Annotated in this window: 1 protein-coding gene; it reads right to left on the reverse strand. The window is 65.0% G+C overall.

The features are described from left to right. The coding region (locus K6M89_RS30660; RefSeq protein WP_281428495.1) for a DapH/DapD/GlmU-related protein at window positions 1–400 on the reverse strand (400 nt) is incomplete at both ends.

The following is a 400-nucleotide window of genomic DNA, read 5'->3' on the forward strand; positions in this document are numbered from 1 at the left end:
GACCGGGCTTGATCTCCTGCCGGGCACGGCCGAGCGCCAGCGCATCGGCCGGGACGTCGGCGGTGATGACGCTGCCGGAGGCGATATAGGCGCCGTCGCCGATCGTCACCGGGGCGACCAGCGAGGAGTTGGAACCAATGAAGGCGTTTTCACCGATCACCGTCTCGGCCTTGTTGACGCCGTCATAATTGCAGGTGATCGTACCGGCGCCGATATTGCTGCCGGCGCCGATAACGGCGTCGCCGATATAGGTAAGATGGTTGACCTTGGCGCCGTCGCCGATCCGGCCGTTCTTGACCTCACAGAAATTGCCGACCTTCGAACCATTGGCGAGATCGGCACCTGGCCGCAACCGCGCGAAGGGGCCGACGGTCGCGCCTTGGCTGACATGGGCGCCTTC

The sequence above is a fragment of the Rhizobium croatiense genome, from assembly GCF_019793465.1.
In the GTDB taxonomy this organism is placed as follows: Bacteria; Pseudomonadota; Alphaproteobacteria; order Rhizobiales; family Rhizobiaceae; genus Rhizobium; species Rhizobium croatiense.